Here is a 3,440-nt window from a genome sequence, read left to right as displayed (position 1 = left end):
AAATGGCGGTTTTTTGTACTCGGCGACGCTGCCGACCAACCGCATTGTCTGGTCGCCTCGATCCACGACGAGCGCGGCTACGCCAAGATACGCGCCGCGCTTGCCAACAGTTATGATCTCGGCGCGAACCGGCCGGACATTCAGGTGGTGGATGTCGATCTGCTCGGCGACCGCCATTTGCGGCTGCAGCACAAGGTCAATGACGGCATCCTTCTCGAGGATGCCAGCCGCGACGCCACGCTTCGTCACATCCGCAGGCTTTGGGGTTATGAAGTCAGCCTGGCGGCCGTGGATGCCGAGACCGGCGCGACGATCCACGAACGCTCGACGAGCCAGATCGCGAGATGACATACCCTGGTCTCCCGGCGCGCATCAGGCGTCGCCGGCCGGCCTGATCCTCAGCCTTGCGATCCGGTTCTTGTCGCGCTTCATGACGATAAAGCGCTTGCCGTGGAACGTAAAAGCCTGCTTCTCCTCGGGGATCGACTGCGTCTCGTGGATGACGAGGCCGGCAATGGTGGTGGCCTCCTCATCCGGCAGGTTCCAGTCGAGAGCCCGGTTGAGGTCACGGATTGGCACCGTACCGTCGACGACGACGGAGCCGTCGGCCTCCTGCTTGACGCCCTGTATGTCGACATCATGCTCGTCGGCGATCTCGCCGACGATCTCCTCGATAATGTCCTCCAGCGTCACAAGCCCTTCGACCTCGCCATATTCGTCGACCACGACGGCGAAATGCGCCTTGCGGCGAAGGAAGGCGTTGAGCTGTTCCTGCAAGGTCGTGGTGTCGGGCACGAACCAGGGTTTCGAGGCGATCTTCATCACGTCGATCCGGGAGAAATCATTGCCGACTTCGTTCAAGGCGCGCAGCAGATCCTTTGCATGCAGCACGCCGACGATGTTGTCGAGCGAGCCTTTCCACAGCGGCATGCGGGTGTGCGGGCTTTGCAAGATCTCGCGCACCACCGCTTCCGGCGCATTGTCGGCATTGACCGAGCGCATGTTGGTGCGGTGGACCATGATGTCGGACACTTCGAGCTCGGCGAGATCGAACAGGCCGCCGACGCGGTCGCGATCCTCGCGCACCACCTGGCCGTCGCGGCGGAAATCGTCGACCGCGCCGCGCAATTCGTCCTGGCTGGAACGCTGCGGCTCGATGCGCGAAAGCTCGTATCCGAACATGGCAAGCAGGCGCGTGCGCACGGCAACGAGCAGCACGATGAGGATGGCAAGGACGGCGACGACGATCCAGCCGGGCTCGTTGGTCATCTCGGCCGCATCTTCTGCTGGTCCGGATGGTTTTCTGTCAGAAACGACAGCACTTCCGAGGCCGGCACGTCCTTGGCGATGAAAGCCTGGCCGACGCCGCGCGTCAGGATGAAGGTCAGCGCGCCGCGTGATACCTTCTTGTCCTGGGTGATGAAGGCAAGCAGCGCCTCGGCGTCGGGCAATTCGCCCGGGATGTCGGCTATCCGCCAGGGCAGGCCGACGGCGCGCAGATGCGCCTCGACGCGCGCAGCGTCGTCAGGGCTTGCCAGATTGAGCCGTGACGAGAACCGGTAGGCCAGCGCCATGCCGATGGCGACGCCCTCACCATGAACGAGACGGCTACCGTCATACTGGGTGGCGGCTTCCAGCGCGTGGCCGAATGTGTGGCCGAGATTGAGCAGCGCACGGTCACCGGTCTCGAATTCATCGCGCGCAACCATTTCGGCCTTGGCACGGCAGGCTTTGGCAATCGCCTGCGCCCTCTCCGGCCCGCTGGCAAACACCTTCACCCAATTCTCTTCCAGCCAGGCGAAAAATTCCGGCCGGTCGATGAGCCCGTATTTGGCAAGCTCGGCATAGCCGGCGCGGAATTCGCGGATCGGCAGCGTGTCGAGCACCCCGGTGTCGGCCAGCACCAGTTTCGGCTGATGGAAGACGCCGACAAGGTTCTTGCCGCGTGGGCTGTTGATGCCGGTCTTGCCGCCGACCGAGGAATCGACCTGCGCCAGCAGCGAGGTCGGGATCTGCACGAAATTCATCCCGCGCCGCACGATGCCGGCGGCAAAGCCGGCAAGGTCGCCGATGACGCCGCCGCCGAAGGCGATGACGATGTCGCCGCGCTCCAGTTTCGCAGCCAGCACACCGTCGACCACCTCTTCGAGACGGGCAAAACTCTTGGTCTTCTCGCCGGGCTGCACCGTGATCACGGCGGGCTGGATGCCGCCCGTTTCGAGGCTGGCCTTGAGCGCATCGAGATGCGCTGCCGCGACATTGGCGTCGGTGACGACCGCGGCGCGTGTGCCCGGCAGCCGGCGCGCAATCTCCGCACCCGCGCGGGCCAACAACCCCGAGCCGATCAGAATGTCATAGGTCCGGTCGCCAAGGCCGACTTCGACGACAACAGGTGTATCGATGCTCACTGTTCCACCTCGCCCGTCGCGGCCGCCTCATCGATGCCGAAATGCCGGCACAGCGCGTCCACCACCTCGGTCGCGATGACCTCCTTGCGGTCGTCGCGGGTCGGCACCGTGACGTCCGATGTCGCGTAGACCGGATAGCGCTCGCCCATCAGCCGCTCCAGCACGGCGCGCGGGTCGGCGCTTTTCAGGAGCGGCCGGTTCTGCTTCTTGGAGACGCGGTCCATCAGAAGGTCGAGTTCTGCCTTCAGCCACACCGACACGCCGTGCGCTGCAATCGCCTCGCGGGTCTGCGCGTTCATGAAGGCGCCGCCGCCCGTCGACAGCACCTGCGGGCCGTTTTCCAGCACGCGCAGGATGACGCGCTGCTCCAGCGCCCTGAATTCGGTCTCGCCATAGCGCTCGAACAGTTCCGGAACGGTCATGCGCGAGACGCTTTCGATCTCCTGGTCGCTGTCGATGAAGGGCAGCGCCAGCATGGTTGCCACCTTGCGGCCGATCGCCGTCTTGCCTGCACCCATCAATCCGACGAAGACGACGGAACGGCTGCCCAGCCTGCCAAGTAACGCGGCGTGGGTCTCGTCTGGAGGATTTGCTGGCAGCGCGTTCATCGGATGTTTCGAAGGCCCTCTTTGCCGGCGTATCGACATGAAAAGCCCGTTTGCGTCAAGCGTGGCAAGTGCCTTGAACCCGATATGGACCGGCAGGGTCTGCATCAGAAGTTGCTAACAGGCCTCCGCTTCTTCCTTGAATTGGCCGGATTGGCGTCCCATAAGGGGACAGGGTTTGGAAACGCAGAACAAGAAGACGGGCGAAAATTGATGCCGACACTGTTTCGCTTTGTCGTGGTAGCAGCGATTCTGGCTGGCATTGCCTATGGTACGATGTTCGCACTGGTGATGTTCGTCGAGCCAAAGAAGGGGGAAATGAGCGTGCGCATCCCCCCGGAAAAGCTCAATCCCAAAAAAAGCTGAATGACAAGAAAAGCTGAATGAACAGCGCCGCCCGCATCGAAGCCTTTCTGGAAATGATGAG

Annotated in this window: 5 protein-coding genes; 2 read left to right on the top strand and 3 right to left on the bottom strand. The window is 63.2% G+C overall.

Translation table 11 applies throughout. The features are described from left to right. Positions 1-348: SpoVR family protein (locus EN943_RS36145; RefSeq protein ID WP_206522884.1), on the top strand; the 348-nt coding region annotated here is incomplete at its 5' end. A gap of 24 nt (positions 349-372) precedes the next feature. On the opposite strand, the gene EN943_RS36140 is transcribed toward EN943_RS36145, so the two are convergent. From EN943_RS36140 to EN943_RS36130, 3 genes are read right to left on the bottom strand one after another with little or no spacing between them, the layout of a single operon-like run. Next, on the bottom strand, positions 373-1,269 hold the full coding sequence (locus tag EN943_RS36140; RefSeq protein WP_127261021.1) for an HlyC/CorC family transporter: 897 nt from the start codon (positions 1,267-1,269) through the stop codon (positions 373-375). Further along, on the bottom strand, positions 1,266-2,408 hold the full coding sequence (gene aroB / locus EN943_RS36135) for a 3-dehydroquinate synthase (protein ID WP_127416516.1): 1,143 nt from the start codon (positions 2,406-2,408) through the stop codon (positions 1,266-1,268). The genes EN943_RS36140 and aroB overlap by 4 nt, the downstream gene beginning before the upstream one ends. Beyond that, positions 2,405-3,016, bottom strand: a complete 612-nt coding sequence (locus tag EN943_RS36130; protein ID WP_127416515.1) for a shikimate kinase — start codon at positions 3,014-3,016, stop codon at positions 2,405-2,407. The genes aroB and EN943_RS36130 overlap by 4 nt, the downstream gene beginning before the upstream one ends. A 210-nt stretch (positions 3,017-3,226) precedes the next feature. On the opposite strand from EN943_RS36130, the gene EN943_RS38695 reads away from it, so the two are divergent. After that, on the top strand, positions 3,227-3,379 hold the full coding sequence (locus EN943_RS38695) for a histidine kinase (RefSeq protein WP_127416517.1): 153 nt from the start codon (positions 3,227-3,229) through the stop codon (positions 3,377-3,379). The last annotated feature ends 61 nt before the right edge of the window (positions 3,380-3,440 follow it).

This window comes from Mesorhizobium sp. M7A.F.Ca.US.006.01.1.1 (assembly GCF_003997935.1).
Taxonomy (GTDB): Bacteria; Pseudomonadota; Alphaproteobacteria; order Rhizobiales; family Rhizobiaceae; genus Mesorhizobium.
This window is presented reverse-complemented; position numbering and strand designations above follow the sequence as displayed.

What these genes read in the sequence shown, in the direction of transcription:
- EN943_RS36140 (WP_127261021.1), bottom strand. Translation starts at nt 1,269, where the DNA reads ATGACCAACGAGCCCGGCTGGATCGTCGTCGCCGTCCTTGCCATCCTC.
- EN943_RS36130 (WP_127416515.1), bottom strand. Translation starts at nt 3,016, where the DNA reads ATGAACGCGCTGCCAGCAAATCCTCCAGACGAGACCCACGCCGCGTTA.
- EN943_RS38695 (WP_127416517.1), top strand. Translation starts at nt 3,227, where the DNA reads ATGCCGACACTGTTTCGCTTTGTCGTGGTAGCAGCGATTCTGGCTGGC.